15 protein-coding genes are annotated in these 15,229 nt (G+C 71.8%); 5 read left to right on the top strand and 10 right to left on the bottom strand.

Features of this window, described 5'->3' with window-relative positions; genetic code table 11:
• Positions 1–150: 150 nt before the first annotated feature.
• The 3 genes from ACQPWZ_RS11590 to ACQPWZ_RS11580 form a co-directional block, all read right to left on the bottom strand.
• Positions 151–1,725, bottom strand: coding sequence for a GAF domain-containing protein (locus ACQPWZ_RS11590; protein ID WP_433573806.1), 1,575 nt, complete (start codon positions 1,723–1,725; stop codon positions 151–153).
• Between the two features lie 65 nt (positions 1,726–1,790).
• Positions 1,791–2,840, bottom strand: a complete 1,050-nt coding sequence (locus tag ACQPWZ_RS11585; RefSeq protein ID WP_405569475.1) for a rod shape-determining protein — start codon at positions 2,838–2,840, stop codon at positions 1,791–1,793.
• A 162-nt stretch (positions 2,841–3,002) separates the two neighbouring features.
• Positions 3,003–3,569: a hypothetical protein gene (locus ACQPWZ_RS11580; RefSeq protein ID WP_340472973.1), complete on the bottom strand. Its 567-nt coding sequence runs from the start codon at positions 3,567–3,569 to the stop codon at positions 3,003–3,005.
• Between the two features lie 133 nt (positions 3,570–3,702).
• Here ACQPWZ_RS11580 and ACQPWZ_RS11575 point away from each other — a divergent pair, with 133 nt between their 5' ends.
• The gene (locus ACQPWZ_RS11575) at positions 3,703–4,416 is read left to right on the top strand and encodes an SCO2400 family protein (RefSeq protein WP_433571283.1); all 714 of its coding nucleotides are present in this window, start codon (positions 3,703–3,705) and stop codon (positions 4,414–4,416) included.
• 233 nt (positions 4,417–4,649) lie between these two features.
• On the opposite strand, the gene ACQPWZ_RS11570 is transcribed toward ACQPWZ_RS11575, so the two are convergent.
• Positions 4,650–5,093, bottom strand: coding sequence for a MarR family winged helix-turn-helix transcriptional regulator (locus ACQPWZ_RS11570; RefSeq protein ID WP_433571282.1), 444 nt, complete (start codon positions 5,091–5,093; stop codon positions 4,650–4,652).
• 90 nt (positions 5,094–5,183) lie between these two features.
• On the opposite strand from ACQPWZ_RS11570, the gene ACQPWZ_RS11565 reads away from it, so the two are divergent.
• Positions 5,184–6,203, top strand: coding sequence for an NADP-dependent oxidoreductase (locus ACQPWZ_RS11565; protein ID WP_340472970.1), 1,020 nt, complete (start codon positions 5,184–5,186; stop codon positions 6,201–6,203).
• A 118-nt stretch (positions 6,204–6,321) separates the two neighbouring features.
• On the top strand, positions 6,322–6,744 hold the full coding sequence (locus tag ACQPWZ_RS11560) for an organic hydroperoxide resistance protein (RefSeq protein ID WP_313946481.1): 423 nt from the start codon (positions 6,322–6,324) through the stop codon (positions 6,742–6,744).
• 85 nt (positions 6,745–6,829) lie between these two features.
• Here ACQPWZ_RS11560 and ACQPWZ_RS11555 read toward each other — a convergent pair whose 3' ends face one another.
• Positions 6,830–9,373, bottom strand: coding sequence for a M14 family zinc carboxypeptidase (locus tag ACQPWZ_RS11555; protein WP_433571281.1), 2,544 nt, complete (start codon positions 9,371–9,373; stop codon positions 6,830–6,832).
• A gap of 128 nt (positions 9,374–9,501) precedes the next feature.
• Here ACQPWZ_RS11555 and ACQPWZ_RS11550 point away from each other — a divergent pair, with 128 nt between their 5' ends.
• A complete protein-coding gene (locus ACQPWZ_RS11550; protein ID WP_340472967.1) occupies positions 9,502–10,332 on the top strand; it encodes an EI24 domain-containing protein in 831 nt (276 codons plus the stop codon).
• Between the two features lie 76 nt (positions 10,333–10,408).
• Here the strand turns inward: ACQPWZ_RS11550 and ACQPWZ_RS11545 are convergent, their stop codons facing one another.
• The 5 genes from ACQPWZ_RS11545 to ACQPWZ_RS11525 all read right to left on the bottom strand — a co-directional run bounded on the left by ACQPWZ_RS11545 (position 10,409) and on the right by ACQPWZ_RS11525 (position 14,466).
• Positions 10,409–10,819: a VOC family protein gene (locus ACQPWZ_RS11545; protein ID WP_383242422.1), complete on the bottom strand. Its 411-nt coding sequence runs from the start codon at positions 10,817–10,819 to the stop codon at positions 10,409–10,411.
• Positions 10,820–10,912: 93 nt separating this feature from the next.
• Positions 10,913–11,305 carry an AraC family transcriptional regulator gene (locus ACQPWZ_RS11540; RefSeq protein ID WP_356705925.1) on the bottom strand — a complete coding sequence of 131 codons (393 nt, stop codon included), beginning with the start codon at positions 11,303–11,305 and terminating at the stop codon, positions 10,913–10,915.
• A gap of 67 nt (positions 11,306–11,372) precedes the next feature.
• The gene (locus tag ACQPWZ_RS11535; protein WP_433571280.1) at positions 11,373–12,104 is read right to left on the bottom strand and encodes a carbon-nitrogen hydrolase family protein; all 732 of its coding nucleotides are present in this window, start codon (positions 12,102–12,104) and stop codon (positions 11,373–11,375) included.
• Between the two features lie 108 nt (positions 12,105–12,212).
• Positions 12,213–13,424: a pyroglutamyl peptidase gene (locus ACQPWZ_RS11530; RefSeq protein WP_433571279.1), complete on the bottom strand. Its 1,212-nt coding sequence runs from the start codon at positions 13,422–13,424 to the stop codon at positions 12,213–12,215.
• 133 nt (positions 13,425–13,557) lie between these two features.
• Positions 13,558–14,466 (bottom strand): SGNH/GDSL hydrolase family protein, encoded by a 909-nt coding sequence (locus tag ACQPWZ_RS11525; protein ID WP_340472962.1) that lies wholly within the window; start codon positions 14,464–14,466, stop codon positions 13,558–13,560.
• Positions 14,467–14,726: 260 nt separating this feature from the next.
• Here ACQPWZ_RS11525 and ACQPWZ_RS11520 point away from each other — a divergent pair, with 260 nt between their 5' ends.
• Positions 14,727–15,221 carry a DUF3145 domain-containing protein gene (locus ACQPWZ_RS11520; RefSeq protein WP_340472961.1) on the top strand — a complete coding sequence of 165 codons (495 nt, stop codon included), beginning with the start codon at positions 14,727–14,729 and terminating at the stop codon, positions 15,219–15,221.
• Positions 15,222–15,229 lie beyond the last annotated feature (8 nt).

Below are 15,229 nucleotides of genomic sequence, written 5' to 3'. Positions count from 1 at the left end.
TCCGCCGTCGCACGTGCCTGCGCACGGTCCGGTCCTCGCACACACCATTGTCCCCCGCCGGATCACGGCGCGGGCGGTGGGACGCCCCCCGGACCGCGCACGGCGCGGCCGGCCCGATGCGGGTGTCGCGGACTCCCGTACCCCGGATCCCTACCGGGGCGCCTGCCAGGTGACCGTCGTGCCGTGCCCGCCGTCATCGCCGTCCCGGCCGTTGTCGGGCCGCCCGTCGTCCGCCACCACCAGCCGCACCCCGGGCCGGCCGTCCGGCAGCAGCACGGTGGCGTCCACCTCCACGTCGATCGCGGTGACGTCCGGGCGCCGGTGCGCCGCCGCCAGGGCACCGCGCAGGGCGGCCAGCAGCTGCTGGTCCGCCGGCTCCCGTACGAGAGCGTCGACCGGGCCCCGGAACTGCACGGACGGCTGGAAGCCGAGGAGGGCGGACGCCCCCGAGGTCTCCCGCAGCACCCGGTCGCGGAAGCCGGCCGGAGCCTCGGCGGGCGGCTGCTGGAGTGCGAAGATCGTGGTCCGTACCTCCTGGATCGTGGAGTCCAGCTCGTCCACGGCCCGGCCGAGAAGTTCGTCGCTCTCGTCTCCCGGTGCGCGCCGCCGCGTCGACTCCAGCATCATCTCGGTGGCGAACAGCCGTTGCACGACCAGATCGTGCAGGTCCCGGGCGATACGGTCACGGTCCTCGTAGACCGCGAGCTGCCTGCGGTTGTGCTGGGCGTCCGCCAGGACCAGCGCCAGCGCGGCGTGCGAGGCGAACCGGGTCGCCAGCAGCTGTTCGGCCGCCGTGTAGGCAGGGCCGTGTCGCCGGCGCGGCAGCGCGAGGGTGCCGATCAGCCGGCCACCACTTTGCAACGGCAGCATCATCGACGGTCCGAACCGGCTGCGCACATGGGTGGTCATCCGTGGATCGGTCGCCGAGTCCTCGATGAACACCGGTTCGCCGCCGAGGAGTTGGACGAGCACCGGCGACCCGGGCGCGATGGTGGTGCCGACGATGTCACCGGGGTCGTCGGCCGTGGACGCGGCGACGATCTCCATACCGCCGTCCTCGGTGGGCTGGAGCACGACACCCGCGGAGGCGTCGGCGAGGACGCGGGCCTGTTCGGCGACCGTCTTCAGGGCGTCCTGGGCGCTCTCGCCGGTGAGCAGCGCGGTCGTGACGGCGGCCGCGCCCTCGATCCAGCGCTCCCGCTGCCGTGCGCTCTCGTACAGCCGGGCGTTGCCGATCGCGATACCCGCCTGTGCGGCGAGCATCCGCAGCAGCGCGACGTCGTCCTCGGTGAAGGAGCCGTCACGCCGGTCGGTCAGGCACAGGAGCCCGAAGTCCTGGGTGTGCACCCGGATCGGAAGCCTGAGATACGTGTACGTCCCGGGACGGCCGCCGGGAGCGCCGGGCGAGGGGGCCCCGTCGGGGTCGGCAGGGTTGTCGGGGCTGGGCAGCTGCGGATCCCGCATGAAGGCGCTGATGAGGCCGTCGTCCCCGGCCGGCAGGGGGCCGGGCCGGCCGCCGTCGGACGGGAGGCAGTCCTTGTCGTCCTCCGTCCGGGCGGCCGCGCCGGCGGTGTAGAGCTCGGTGATCGTCCCGCTCTCGGGGTCGAGGACCCCGAGAGCGCCGTGGCCCGCCCGGGTGAGACCGGCCGCGGAGTCGACGATGTGCTGGAGGGTCGTGTGCAGTTCGAGGTCGGTACCGACACTGAGCACGGCCTCCAGCAGCATCGTGAGACGCCGTGCAGGCTCCGCCTCGCCCACCGCGGGCCGCGCCCCTCGTCCCGCTCCCTGCCTCAGCCGGCCTCGGCCTCGGCCAGCGGGTTGAGGACCAGCGGCTGGACCTTGCCCTCCAGCATCGCGCCGAGGCCCAGTACGGCACAGATGTCGGGGCGTTCGGCGATCTGCACCGGCATACCGGTGGCCTCGTGCAGCATCTCGTCCAGGCCCGGCAGCAGCGCCGAACCGCCGACCATCATGATGCCCCGCTCCGCGAGGTCGGCGACCAGATCGGGCGGGCAGTCCCGCAGGACCTTGCCGATCCCGTCGAGCACCGAGGTCAGCGGGGTGTGGATGGCGTCCCGTACGGCGGCGGTGTCGACCCGCACGGAACGCGCGAGGCCGGTGGCCACGTCCCGCCCGTGGATCTCGGTCGACTTCGGCCCCTGAGGGGTGAGCCCGTTGCCGCGCAGGGCGAGTTGCAGGGGGCGTACCGACTGGCTCGGCAGCATCAGCTCGTGCTGGTGGCGCAGGTGCTGGATCACCGCGTAGTCGATGGCGTTGCCGCCCACGGGGATCCGCTCGGCGGTGACGATCGCGCCGAGCGAGAGCACGGCGATCTGGGTGGTCGCCGCGCCGCACACGATGATCATGCTCGCGGTCGGCTGCTCCACGGGCAGCCCGCAGCCGACGGCGGCTGCGATCAGGGTGTCGACGAGCTCCACCCGGCGGGCACCGAGGCCGACCAGGGTCTCGACCGCGGCGCGCTGCGCCAGCGGGTCGCTGTCGTGCGGTGTGCAGGCGGCGGCGCGCAGCCGCGGCTTGCGGCGCAGCTGACGGCGCAGCTTCTCGCCCAGAAGGTGACGGAGCATCCGCTGGGCCATCTCGATGTCGACGACCGTGCCGCCGGAGACGGGCCGCACGACGCGGATGTAGTCGGGCGTACGGCCCGTCATCTTCTCGGCGAGCGCGCCGACCGCGATCAGCGCGCCTGTACGGGTGTTCACGGCGGCGACGCTCGGCTCGTCGACGACGAGTCCGGCGCCCTTCACGAAGACCCTGGTCCGTGCGGCTCCCAGGTCGACGGCGACATGGCAACGGCGCAACTGCTCAAGACTGACGGTCACGGCAGATCCTCCCGAGTGCGGTTCGTGATGGCATCGTGCGGTCGCCGGGAGCAGTGCGCGCGCTGGGTGAGCCGGTCGGGGGTACGAAGCTGACGATCCGCCAGATCTGTGCGGCCATTCGGGGGGTGGGCGTTGCCGGGCGGGGCGGCATCGGCGCGCAGGCTAGAGCAAACGCTGAAGCAGCCCCCAGCAGAACTCCGCCACACATGTCTGTCCGTCAGGAAGCGTCAGCCGCAGCTGCCAGCGGGTCGGGGCCGATCCCTCCATCGGGCGGGCCGGGGAAAACGCGCGGGCCGCCTCGTCCACCGTGCACGACCAGGCCGTGAGGTCCTCCAGGGTCCGCAGCTCGGGGCCCGGGGCGCCGGGGGCGCGGACCAGCCACTCGTTCCACACCGCTCCGCCGTCCGCGGCCATCACCTCGAAGCGCAGGTCCGGCCAGAGCGGTACCGGCCACTGAATGGCGTCGCACTCCAGGTCGCCGATGCGGCGGCGTTCGGTGCGCTCGGCAGGTCCGAGCACCGAGCGATAGCGGGCGAGGGCACCCCGTCCGCGCGGTGAGCGCACCATCGCCTGCCAGCGGCGGTTCGCCTCACGCATGTCGGCGATCGACGCGCCCAGTTCCTGGCGCGCCGCCTCCACCAACTCCGGCTGGTGGTCGGCCATCCGGCGCAGAAGGACCAGTTGGAAGTCGTGAGGCCCGAAGGGTGCGGCTGCGGTCATGTCCGACATCCTGCCCCGCGGACCGGACACGACGCGTCGTCAACCGGGCGACCGGACGCGCCGCGGAAGTGAAGATTCCACACAAGATCCTCACAGTCTCATTCACCTCTGGCCCACCCTCGCCGCATAATCTGCGGGCGCCATGGATTACTGCTACCAGTGTCGACGGCACCTCAACGGCGCCCTGGCCTGTGCAGGCTGCGGCACGCCCGTCGAGGAGCTCAGGCATCGAAGCCCCAGCGCCCCCGCGGCCGACCACGTCCTCGAGTTGGACGAGGTGTCCGCGCCGGCGGGTCATCGGCGTTCGCGCCGCCAGGCCCCTCCGCGTCCGAAAACCTCGGGCCGACGGGGGCGCAAGCGGCGTGGCCGCAAGGTGCTCATCGGCGTCGTCGGACTGGTGCTCGCCGCCGGTGCGCTGAGCCTCGCCGAACTGGCCCTGGAGGACCCGGGCGACGACGGAGCGGCGACGGCCGTGAAGGAAGCGGACAGCGAGGAGACGGAGTTCGCGCCGCAGCCTCCGGAGGCGAACGAGACCCCGGAGGGTCCCGACGGCGTCACCGAGGCACCGGTCGAGACCTCGGCCACGTCCGCACGTCCCACCTCCACCGTCACCGTCGCGGGGACCGCCGGCACCGGCAGTCCGGCCGACGAGGATCCGGACGAGGGGAACGGCCCGCCGCCCTCGTCGCGCGCCGACGAGCCGTCCGATCCCGACGAGTCGCCCTCGTCCTCGGCACAGCCGAGCGAGTCGTCCGGCCCCGGCGGCGGGTCGCCCACGACTCCCGCGCCCGGCGCCCCCACGCCGTCGCCGACCCCCACGCCGACCTGCAACCGGTTCCTCTTCTGGTGCCTGTGAGCCGTGTTCCGGTCCCGGTGGGCTGTGTTCCGGTGGCTGTGACCCGTGCGCCGTCCGCGCGTCGAGGGTCCGGGCGCCGCCATTCTGCGCCCCGGGTTTGCGGGCCCCGCGACGCTGTATCCCGGGTTTCCGTGCCCCGGGTTCCCTGACCCGCGACTCTGCGTCCCGGGTTTCCGTGCCCCGCGACTTCGCGCCCCGAGACGTCGCGCCCCGGGATCCCGCCCGGCGCGCGCTCAGCCCGTCGCCGCGATGTCCTCGCCGAGCATCCGCCTGAGCAGGTCCCGCAGGACGGTCCGCTCCTCGTCCGTCAGTTGCGCCAGCGGCTCGCGGGCGAAGTCCAGGGACTCCCGCAGCCGCCGTGCCGTCTCCAGGCCGTCGTCGGTGGGCGCGGCGAGCTTGACCCGGCGGTCGTGCGCGTCCGGCCGGCGCTCCACCAGCCCGCGGCTCTCCAGCCGGTCCACGATGCCGGTGATGTTCGACGGCTCGCACTTCAGCTTCACGGCGATACGCCGCATCGGCATGGGCTCCAGCGTGAGCAGCCCGAGGACGCGCGCCTGCGCGCCGGTCAGCGAGTGCTGGGCTGCGACCTGCTCGTACTCCGTGTAGTACCGGGCCACGACGGAGCCGATGAGGTCGACGACCTCGACGGTCAGGGGGTCGGTACGTGGGGTGGCCATGGACACCAGGGTACCCGGTTACTTGACAACATGAAATATCGCTGCGCATGGTTGTTTCAGGTAGTGAAGCTTTTCTAGGAGGAACGCAGCATGTCCGCACTTCCGGAGACCAGCCGTGAATGGCACCTCGTCGCCCGCCCGCACGGCTGGCCCAAGGCGGAGGACTTCGCCCTGCGTGAGGTACCGGTGTCGGAGCCGGGCGAGGGCCGCGTCCTCGTCCGCAACCTGTACTTCTCGGTCGACCCGTACATGCGCGGCCGGATGAACGACGTGAAGTCGTACACCCCGCCCTTCCAGCTCGACCGGCCCATGGACGGCGGCGCGATCGGCGAGGTCATCGCCTCGAACGCCGAGGGCTTCGCCGTCGGCGACCACGTCCTGCACGGCCTCGGCTGGCGCGAGTACGCGGATGTCCCCGCGAAGCACGCCACCAAGGTCGACGGCTCCGTCGCCCCGCTCTCGGCCTACCTCGGCGTCCTCGGCATGCCGGGCCTCACCGCCTACGCCGGTCTCTTCGATGTCGCCTCCTTCAAGGAGGGCGACGCCGTCTTCGTCTCCGGCGCGGCCGGAGCCGTCGGCAGCCAGGTCGGCCAGATGGCCCGGATCAAGGGTGCCTCCCGCGTCATCGGCTCGGCGGGCTCCGACGAGAAGGTCAAGCTCCTCGTCGAGGAGTACGGCTTCGACGCCGCGTTCAACTACAAGAGCGGCCCCGTCGCCCAGCAGCTGAAGGAAGCCGCCCCCGACGGCATCGACGTCTACTTCGACAACGTCGGCGGCGAGCACCTCGAAGCCGCGCTGTCCTCGTTCAACGTGCACGGCCGCGCCACCATCTGCGGCATGATCGCCCAGTACAACAACACCGAGGCGGCCCCCGGCCCGCGCAACCTGGCCCTGGTCATCGGCAAGCGCCTGCGCCTCCAGGGCATGCTCGTCAACGACCACAACGACCTCGCGCCGCAGTTCGTGAAGGACGTCGCCGGCTGGATCGCCTCCGGTGAGCTCAAGTACAACGAGACCGTCGTCGAGGGCATCGAGCACGGCTACGACGCCTTCGTCGGACTGCTCCGCGGTGAGAACACCGGAAAGATGATCGTTTCCCTCACCCGCTAGTGCACCCGCTAGTGCGGTGACCGGCAATGTCTGCCGGTCCGGGCGAGACGCTAGTCTCGTGCTGAGCCGTCGCGGTCGTGGGCGCGAGTCGCGGCGAACCACAGGAGGAAACCTCTTCATGTCCATTCAGCAGTCCGACGTCCTGTACACCGCTGTCGCCACCGCGGAGAACGGCCGTGACGGCCGCGTCTCCACCGATGACGGCAAGCTCGACGTGGTCGTCAACCCGCCGAAGGAGATGGGCGGTTCCGGGGCCGGCACCAACCCGGAGCAGCTCTTCGCCGCCGGTTACAGCGCCTGCTTCCAGGGTGCGCTGGGCGTTGTCGCCCGTCAGGAGAACGCCGACATCACGGGCTCGACGGTCACCGCCGAGGTCGGCATCGGCAAGAACGACGAGGGCTTCGGGATCATCGTCAAGATCACGGCGTCGATCCCGAACGTCGACGCCGCCACGGCCAAGGCCCTGATCGAGAAGGCCCACCAGGTCTGCCCGTACTCCAAGGCGACCCGCGGCAACATCACGGTCGACCTCGCGGTCTGAGTCCTGCCTCAGGCACGTCAGGCCGCAGCAGTACGCACGGCCGAGGGCCGCACCCCGTTTCCGGGGTGCGGCCCTCGGTGCATGGTCAGCGGGTCAGCAGTGCCCGGCCGACCTGCGCGAACACACCCTTCGGGTGGTCACGGAACAACGGCTCCGTGCCGAACAGCACGACGGGCTTGCCCTTCGCCGTCGTACCGCTGACGACCGACGCCCGGCCCGCGGCTGCCTGCGGCCCGCCGCTGCCGTCCTCGGCCGCCCGCCAGTGGCCGGCCACCAGCGGATTGCCGGTGCCGTACGACTGCTCCGCCCGCACGCCGGCGCCGAGGCCGGTGAACCAGAGCGGGGAGTAGACGAAGGTGTGGGCCGGGGCGCCGCCGGTGATCGCGCCGCCCTTGTTGGACACCCGCACCACGCCGTTGGCGTCGCCGTTGCCCTCGACCGCCGTCGCCGGGATCAGTCCGGCGGCCGCGTTGAACGCCGCACCGGCCGACCCGAGGCCGACCACGCCGACACCGCTCCTGGCGAACGCCTCCCGCGCGGCCGGAGTCAGCCGGCCGTGGTCGAGGCCCGTCGACACGTACAGGACATCGGCGCGGGACCAGTCGAAGCCCGCGTTCAGGGTCGCGGTCGACACCGGCACCACGTCGAAGCCCATCTCGCGCAGCGCGAACTGCTCGCCTGCCGTCACGGCGGCCGCGACCCGGGTGCGGGCGAGCGGCGCGGCCCCGCGCTCCTTCGTCGCCGAGAAGACGACGCCGAACCGGTCGGCGAGCACGGCGGCCGCCTTGCGCGCCGACCCCGGCACGATCGCCGCACCGTCGGAGGTCCGGCGCACCGCGACCCCCTGGGCCAGCAGCGTGTTGAGGGCCGCGAGCTCCTTCGGGTCGTCCATCCGCAGCTTCAGATCACCGCGCGGCGCGACGTGCCCGGTCGGCGCGGCGGCAGTGACCGGACGCGAGACCAGGTGCAGATCACCCCGGGCGGCCTTCTCCACCGTCGCGCCCCACAGCAGCCCGAGGCTCCAGCCCGAGATGTCGTACATGGTGGAGACGTCGGCGCTGATGTCCCGCCCCTCGGCCAGGATCACATTGGCGATCCCGCGCTTCGGCTGCCGCAGATCGACGACGTACGACCCCGCCGGATAGCTACGGCCGGCCAGCCGGAACGGGCGGACGGCCCGCTCCACCCGGACGTCGTTGGCGACCAGATGGTCCACCAGACGGCCCGCGGCGACCGCCGAGCGCTGTCCGCGGCCCGCCGGGATCACATACGCCCGCGGGAACGTCGTCGTGTAGACGTCCTCCGGCCCGATACCGGGCACGCCGGGCACGGTCTCGGACGAGACCGGACGCTGGGCCTCGCCCGCCGCACCGCGCCGGAACGTCTCGATCTGGTCGGCGATCACCGAGGCGCGGTGGCTGTTCGTGTACTCCAGGGTCGCGCGCATCGCCGCACCCGCGATCGCCGTGTTGATCACTGCCCGGCGGCGCAGCTCGGCGACCGGCAGGCTGTCGTACTGGGCGTTGTTGACGGTCATCGGGAACTCGATGGTGTGCGAGGCGACCGCGCCCTGGAAGGGCATGTACTGCGGGGTGAAGATGGGCGGCCAGTCGTCCCAGCCCTCCTTCTCGTCCCGGAAGGGGATGACGGCGGGCTGCACGCCGTCGGCGGCGGGGGTGTAGCCGAGGCCGTTGACGGCCTTCTCCATGCCCAGCGCGTTGGCGTACGCGTTCTTCAGGAACAGGTCGTACTCGTAGTTCTCGCCGTGCGGCGGTGTCGTCGGCTCGATCAGCGTGCCGTTGACATAGCCGTGCAGGTCGAGCATCACGGCGGGCTGCTTGTCGATGGCGATCCGCCGGATCGCCCGCGCCTCCGGCTGGGTCGCGGTGATGAAGTCGCGGTTCAGGTCGAAGCCGTTGGCGTTGGCGCGGGTTCCCGCGATCCGGCCGTCCGGGTTGGCGGTCACGTTCAGATAGACACGGTTCTTCGCGAGCAGCCCGGCGGTCTTCGCGTCCTTGGCCTTCGCCAGCTCCTCGATGAGCTTCAGGGCCGCGTCCGTGCCCTCCCACTCATTGCCGTGGATGTTGTTGTTGATGAACAGGGGCGTCTTGTACGAGGCCTTGATGTGCTTGTCGCGGGCGGCCGCGGCCGGGCTGTTCTCGATCCGTTCCCGCATGCGTTCCTGGTCGCGGGCCTGCCCGGAGCTCTCCGGCGCGGTGACGGTCACCAGATAGAGCTCGTGCCCGCCGGCGGAGTGCCCGGCGACCTCCACGCTCACCCGGTTGCCCAGCTTCTGGAGGGCGTTGAGCCGCGGTGCGAGCGAGTGGTACGGGGCGAGCCCCAGCTTGATCGACTTGTCGGCGGGGTTGACGGGCGGCGCGTCGAGGACGGTGCGCCGCGGGTAGCCGGCGTCCTTCCGCAGCCCCGGCGTCGCGCGCTCCAGCGCTCGCAGCGCACCGGCTCCCACGGGTGTGGAGTCCCGCACGGTGTCCCGCCCGGCCCCTTCGCGTACGGGGTGCGGCCGCGGTTCGTCGCGCCCCGGTGCCGCGGACGCGGACAGCGGGCTGAGAAGTAAGGCTCCGAGGACGGCGGTACTGGTGGTGAACAGGACTGGTCTGAGGAGTGCCATGAACGGAGGGTCTACCGTGTCGCCGTGCCGGGGGCAACAGATGTCCGGAAGAAGATCGGCCGTTCGCCCTCTTCGTCGCGCCCCGACCGGCCGGCCTGTCCCTCCCGGCGGCCCGTTAGGCTGGGCGTATGCGTGATCTGGTGGTCGGCTTCGGCTATTTGATGAAGGGCCAGCGCTGGGTCGCCGGACACGGCCGCTGGTTCGGCTTCGGGCTGCTGCCCGGCCTGGTGACCCTGGTGCTGTACGTGGGCGCCCTCGTCGGCCTCGGCTACGGCGCCGACAATCTGGTGGGCTGGGCGACGCCGTTCGCCGACGGCTGGTCCTCGCCGTGGCTCGGGCTGCTGCGCGGCTTTCTGACCGCCCTCGTTTTCACCTTCGGCCTGTTCGTCGCGGTGATCACCTTCACGGCCGTGACCCTGCTGATCGGTCAGCCCTTCTACGAGTCGCTCTCCGAACAGGTCGACCGCAGCGAGGGCGGCCGGGTTCCCCGGTCAGGGCTGCCGCTCTGGCGCGAGCTGTGGATCTCCGCGCGCGATTCGCTGCGGGTCGTGGCGCGTGTGGTGTTCTACGGGATTCTGCTGTTCGCGGCCGGCTTCCTGCCGGTCGTCGGCCAGACCGTCGTCCCCGCGCTCGGCTTCGCGGTCTCCGGGTTCTTCCTCGCCGAGGAGCTCACCGCCGTGGCCCTCCAGCGCCGCGGCGTCGAACTGAAGGAGCGGCTCGTCCTGCTGCGGGGCCGCCGGATGATGGTCCTCGGCTTCGGCGTGCCGCTCACGCTGGCGTTCATCGTGCCGCTCGTCGCGGTGTTCCTGATGCCGGGCGCGGTGGCGGGCGCGACGCTGATGGTGCGCGACCTGGCGGGCACGGAGTCCGACGAGCCGTCACCGCAGGCCCCGGCGCCGTACAGCCTCGACAAGGACCGGGGCCTGAACGACGCCGGACGGGGCGGGTTCCGCGCCTGACGGCTGCGGGCCCTGAGGGTTCCGCGCCTGACCGCTGCGCGCCCTGAGAGTTCGGCTCCCGGCCCCCGTGGGCCCCTCAGGTCTTCGGCTGGGTGAAGCGGATGCTGTTGCCGAACGGGTCCCGCAGGCCGCAGTCGATGCCGTACGGGCGCTCGGTGGGTTCCTCGGTGAACTCGACGCCCTTGTCCCGCAGCGTCTTGTACGTCCCGCGGCAGTCGTCCGTGCTGAAGATGAGGGAGCCGCCCATAGCGCCCTTGGTCACCAGCTCGCGGACCTGCTGAGCCGTCTCCTCCGACATCGCCGGAGGGCCGGGCCGCTCCAGCAGGATCTGCCGCTCCGGGTGACCGGGGACGCTGACGGTCAGCCAGCGCATGAAGCCGAGGTCGACATCGGCGCCGACCTCCAGGCCGAGCGTGCCGACGTAGAAGTCGAGGGCCTCGTCCTGGTCGAGGACGTAGATCTGTGAGTGCGTGATGGCGTTGAACATGTCCCTCACGCTACGGGCCTCGGCGGACGAAAACTTATCCAGAACTGCTCGGTCCGGGGACGCACGGACCGGACTGCCGGGCAGGGCCGCCGCTCAGAGCACCGGCCGCGTCCACGCCTTCGTGAAGCACGTCGGTACGTCCGCTGCCGCGGCCACCTTGCGGTACGCCCTCGGCGGCCGGCCGACGATGTCACGGAACGTACGGCTGAAGGTCCCCGGGCTGCCGAAGCCGACCTCGAAGCAGATGTCCGTCACACTGCGGTCGGTCTCCCGCAGCAGGTACATCGCCCGCTCCACGCGGCGGCGCTGGAGGTAGCGGTGCGGCGTCTCGCCGAACGTGGCCCGGAAGGTGCGCGCGAAGTGCGCCGGGGACACATGGGCGATCCGGGCCAGGGCGGGGACGTCCAGCGGCTGCGCGTACGCGCGGTCCATCGCGTCCCGTGCCCGCAGCATGCGGCGGTTGGTCTCTTCCACGGCGCGGCTCACGGCGCCCTCACCCCGCTCACCACGGTCCGCGGCAGGGCACACGAGCCGGGCGGGATCGCTACGGCGTTCACGGGGCCACCGTCCGCAGCGACAGCTCGGCGAGCGCGAGCCCGGGAGCGCTCGACGCCGCCGTGGCCAGCAGTGCGCCGTCCGGGCCCCACACCGCGCTGTCGCCCGGGCACTCCCCGACGCCGCAGCGACCCACCGCGTTGGCGAGCACCACATACAGACCGTTGTCCCGCGCGCGGACGGGATAGACCGTCGCGAACGAGTCGTTGCCCGTCTCCAGCGCCGAACTCGCCACGTACACCTGGCAGTCGTCCGCCCGCGCCCGCTCGGCGAGCTCCGGGAAGCGGTTGTCGTAGCAGACCGCCGTCGCGAAGCCGATGCCGTCCAGGGTGAACCGGCCGTCCTCGGAGCCCGCGTCGAAGACGTCGTTCTCCGTGCCGTGCACATGCTGCTTGTCGTAGCGCGTGAGCAGCTCGCCGTCCGGCCCGAGGACGAGCGAGGTGATGGCGGGCCTGCCGCCGGCCGTCCGGACCGCGGCGTTGAGCACGGCGGCCGTGCCGCCCGTCCGGCACGCCTCCCGTACGGGGTCGAGCCGCGCGTCGTCCTCCGCGAGCACCAGCGCGGGGTCGGCGGCGATGAGATCCGGCTCGTACCCCGTCACCGCCAGCTCGGCGAAGACGACCAGCCGTGCGCCCTGTCCGGACGCCGCGTCGACGAGGTCCCGCACGGCGCGCACATTCGCGTCGATGTCACCGGGAGCGGAGCGGAACTGTGCGGCGGCAATCCTCATACGGTCATCATCACCGCCCGGCAGCGGCCCGCACCACGCCTTTCCCGCACCCGGGCAGCCCCCGCGCCCGCCCCGCCCCGGCAGCCGGGGCGGGCGAGGGACCGTGCCTCAGGAGGCGTCGGCCGCGACCCGGATGATCTCCCGCACCTGCGCGATGATCTCCAGCCGGTTCTTCACGAACACCGGGTCCGTGATCTCCGTCGTGTTGGCCGCGTCGAACTGCAGGACCGGGGTGTGCACATGCCCGCCGGGGATCTTCAGCCCCAGCCTGTCCCGCAGCAGCGTCGCCCGGTACGCGATCTCGTTCGAGAGGTAGTCGCCGCCGCCGCCCGCCCGCGCGGTCGAGCCCGGCGTCGGGCCGTCCGGCCGGGCCACGGGTGTCGTGGAGCCCGCCGGGATCTCGGTGACCGCCGTGTTGTCGAAGACCGGGAAGGGCCCGGTCTTCGCGGCCACGATCGCCGCGTACGGCAGGGTCGTCGTCGTCCACTGCGGCTGCGTCGCCGGATCGCTCACCGGCACCGTCTCGGTGCGCGAGACGTTCAGGTTGTCGCCGAAGCCTCCCCGCCACGCCCCGTTGGTCCGCTCGATGTCGATCCGGCCCACGCGTCCCTGGCTGACCGTGGTGAACAGGTCCGCCTGCGGCAGCTGCTTGCGCAGGGTGCGCTCGACCGTGCCGTCCGCGAAGTCCTGCCAGCGCACCGGGAAGACCGCCGTCTCGATACGGGCCGGTCCGTCCGCCGTACGGATCCACGTCCCGTCCAGCGCGAGCGCCGTGGCACCCGACGGGTTGCTGATCCGGATGTCCCGGTCGAGCGTGAAGGGGTCGAAGCCCGTCATCACGATGCGCTTGACGCCCTTGCCCGCCGGGAGGTTCATCGAGTCCTGACCGCGCGAGGCACGCTCCAGCCGGTCGACGAGCCGGTCGCGCTGCCCCGTGGTCAGCCCGAACCCGTCTTCCCACTGCCGCAGTTCACGCGTCATCGCGAGCCGCGCCCAGTACAGCGGCCGGTCGTCGTCCCGGCTCAGATCACCGCGTACCGGTCCACGCCCCTGCGCCCGGTCGACCGCGCGGTCCCAGAGCGAGGAGGCGTGCCGTACGACGGCCCGCTCGGCCTGCTGGTAGGTCCGCACGTGGCCCAGCGCCCCGGCGAACTCCGGTGCCACCGTGTCGAATCCGCTGCGCCGCAGAATCTCCTGGGGCACCGCCCGGTCGAGCCGGGCCTCCTCCACGGTGACCGGCGCCGGAGCGCCCGGTTCGGCGGCGACGAGCGGCGGGGCCGCCAGCGCGAAGGTCAGGGCGGCGGCGCCAACTACGGTCACACGCGCACGTATCCGGGACACGGCAATCCTTCCGTCGGGGGGTCGCGGAAATACCACCACAGGAGGGCTGCCCTGGCTACCGCCTCATTCCGGTCGCACCGGCCCCAACAGCCTCACGCCCTACCCCGGCCGGTCAGACCGGCGGACGCACCGCGGTGATGTTGCGGTACGCGATCTCGGCGAGCCGCCCCTGGCCGTTCTTGCTCGGGTGGAACCAGTCCCAGCGGCTCAACTGGTCGCCGCTGAACCGGTAGTCGAAGACCGCCCCGCCGTCGTAACGGCAGCGCCGGTCCTTGGCGCACACGTCCCGCAGCACGCCGTTGTACGCCTTGACCCGGTCCTGCACCTCGGTCCGCCGCTGCTGCGCCTGCACACTCTCGTCCTCGGCGTCGCCCAGCATCGTGGCGCAGATCCCCAGCTTCCAGATCTGCCGGCCCAGCGGATTGCCCCGCCCGGTCGACCACAGCCGCTTCAGGTCGGGCACGCTGGAGACATAGACCTGGGACTTGGGCGCGGTGCGCCGCAGTTCCCGCAGCGCGCCGGTGAAGGACGTACGGAACTCCTCGACCGGCGTCATGCTCGCGGTGGTGTCCGCGCAGGCATCGTTCGCGCCGACCATCACCGTCACCAGTTCCGGCTTCCTGGCCGCCGCCTGGGTCATCTGCGCGGGCAGATCGGAGACCTCCGCGCCGGAACGGGCGTAGTTCCAGGCGCGCTCGGCGACGGCGGGCGCGCCCATCAGCCGCAGCGCGAGGCTGTTCACCGTGGCGTCGGAGCCGGTCGCCCACGAGACCTCGGGGCAGTCGGAGAGCACCACACAGGCGTCGAAGCCCCGGGTGATGGAGTCGCCCACGGCGGCGATCGAGTCAGGGCTGCGGTCCCACACAGGGGTGGGTGAAGGCCGCCGTTTGGCGGGTGAACCGTTCGCCCGGTTGTCCGACGAGGAGTCACATCCCGTCAGGACGCCGGTCGCCAGGAGCGCGACGGCCGTCAATGCCGCGGCCGCCGTACGCACACGGCGGCCTCGTACGGTCTCGCGCATCCCCGTTTCCCCTCCGTATCACCCGTACATGGCGTCCTCGCGGGTGAAAGCTTGGTGCGTACGGCCCCCAGGACCGACATTACGTCACCCCTCGGCCACCCGCTCGCGGTAGCTTTTCCCCGTCGACCAGAGGCCGCGTGCCCATCGGCCCCGGTAAATTACATCACGTCACATGGTGTCCCTTTTGTGGAGATTAACTCCTGATGCTGTTTACTGAGGCCGCTGGGAATGGCGATCCTCGTCCCACTCTGGAGGTCCCGGTGACGACACGTGGCGTTCTGTACGTTCACTCAAGCCCCCGCGCACTGTGCCCGCACGTCGAATGGGCGGTCGCGGGTGTGCTCGGTGTACGGGTCCAGCTCGACTGGATCAGACAGCCCGCATCCCCCGGCACCTGGAGAGCCGAGTTCTCCTGGCAGGGCGAGGTGGGAACGGCATCCAAGCTGGCGTCCGCGCTGCGGGGCTGGCGGCTGCTGCGCTTCGAGGTGACGGCCGAGCCGTGCGCGAAGGCGGAGGGCGAGCGGTACAGCGCCACGCCCGACCTCGGCATCTTTCACGCCGTGACCGGGATGCACGGCGACATCCTGATCCCCGAGGACCGGCTGCGGGCGGCGCTCGCGCGATCCGTCCAGGGCGAGACGGATCTGGAGGCGGAGATCGCGAAGCTGCTGGGCAAGCCGTGGGACGACGAGCTGGAGCCGTTCCGGTATGCGGGTGAAGGTGCCCCGGTCCGCTGGCTGCACCAGGTGGTCTGAGCCCGCGG

Source organism: Streptomyces sp. CA-251247, assembly GCF_050952975.1.
GTDB classification, from domain to species: domain Bacteria; phylum Actinomycetota; class Actinomycetes; order Streptomycetales; family Streptomycetaceae; genus Streptomyces; species Streptomyces achmelvichensis.
This window is presented reverse-complemented; position numbering and strand designations above follow the sequence as displayed.

Excerpts from the sequence above, each read along its gene's own strand:
- ACQPWZ_RS11590 (WP_433573806.1), bottom strand. The coding sequence starts at position 1,725 with ATGCTGCTGGAGGCCGTGCTCAGTGTCGGTACCGACCTCGAACTGCAC.
- ACQPWZ_RS11580 (WP_340472973.1), bottom strand. The coding sequence starts at position 3,569 with ATGTCGGACATGACCGCAGCCGCACCCTTCGGGCCTCACGACTTCCAA.
- ACQPWZ_RS11575 (WP_433571283.1), top strand. The coding sequence starts at position 3,703 with ATGGATTACTGCTACCAGTGTCGACGGCACCTCAACGGCGCCCTGGCC.
- ACQPWZ_RS11570 (WP_433571282.1), bottom strand. The coding sequence starts at position 5,093 with ATGGCCACCCCACGTACCGACCCCCTGACCGTCGAGGTCGTCGACCTC.
- ACQPWZ_RS11565 (WP_340472970.1), top strand. The coding sequence starts at position 5,184 with ATGTCCGCACTTCCGGAGACCAGCCGTGAATGGCACCTCGTCGCCCGC.
- ACQPWZ_RS11560 (WP_313946481.1), top strand. The coding sequence starts at position 6,322 with ATGTCCATTCAGCAGTCCGACGTCCTGTACACCGCTGTCGCCACCGCG.
- ACQPWZ_RS11555 (WP_433571281.1), bottom strand. The coding sequence starts at position 9,373 with ATGGCACTCCTCAGACCAGTCCTGTTCACCACCAGTACCGCCGTCCTC.
- ACQPWZ_RS11550 (WP_340472967.1), top strand. The coding sequence starts at position 9,502 with ATGCGTGATCTGGTGGTCGGCTTCGGCTATTTGATGAAGGGCCAGCGC.
- ACQPWZ_RS11545 (WP_383242422.1), bottom strand. The coding sequence starts at position 10,819 with ATGTTCAACGCCATCACGCACTCACAGATCTACGTCCTCGACCAGGAC.
- ACQPWZ_RS11535 (WP_433571280.1), bottom strand. The coding sequence starts at position 12,104 with ATGAGGATTGCCGCCGCACAGTTCCGCTCCGCTCCCGGTGACATCGAC.
- ACQPWZ_RS11525 (WP_340472962.1), bottom strand. The coding sequence starts at position 14,466 with ATGCGCGAGACCGTACGAGGCCGCCGTGTGCGTACGGCGGCCGCGGCA.